Source organism: Salmonella sp. SAL4457 (genome assembly GCF_046548235.1).
Lineage (GTDB): Bacteria > Pseudomonadota > Gammaproteobacteria > Enterobacterales > Enterobacteriaceae > Salmonella > Salmonella enterica.
The window spans coordinates 1-260 of sequence record NZ_JBGDZO010000753.1 but is presented as its reverse complement, the minus strand read 5'-3'; the positions used below and the strand labels follow the sequence as shown (position 1 = coordinate 260).

The window sequence follows — 260 nt, the reverse complement described above, 5'->3', positions numbered from 1 at the left end:
GCCTGGTGTCGTTCCTGATGATGGTGTCGGCGGGCGCGATCTTCATCATCGCCCTCGTGCTGGCCAGCATCGCTCGGGTGGCCGAGACCAATTGGTTCTGGGAGCTGGTCGCGCGCTCGCGGTGGTCCATTTGGCTGAGCACCGTGACCGCGAACTATGGCGCCACGGTGCTGCTGAGTGTGTGCGTCGGCCTGCTCTTCTACTTCATCCCCAACACCACGATGCGCTTCCGCCACGTCTGGCCGGGCGCGATCGTGACC

The 260-nt window shown here is 65.0% G+C and carries 1 protein-coding gene; it reads left to right on the top strand.

The window, feature by feature from the left end:
• Positions 1 to 260, top strand: a 260-nt coding sequence (locus tag ACLJNW_RS26170; protein WP_410961501.1) for a hypothetical protein, incomplete at both ends; no start/stop codon positions are given.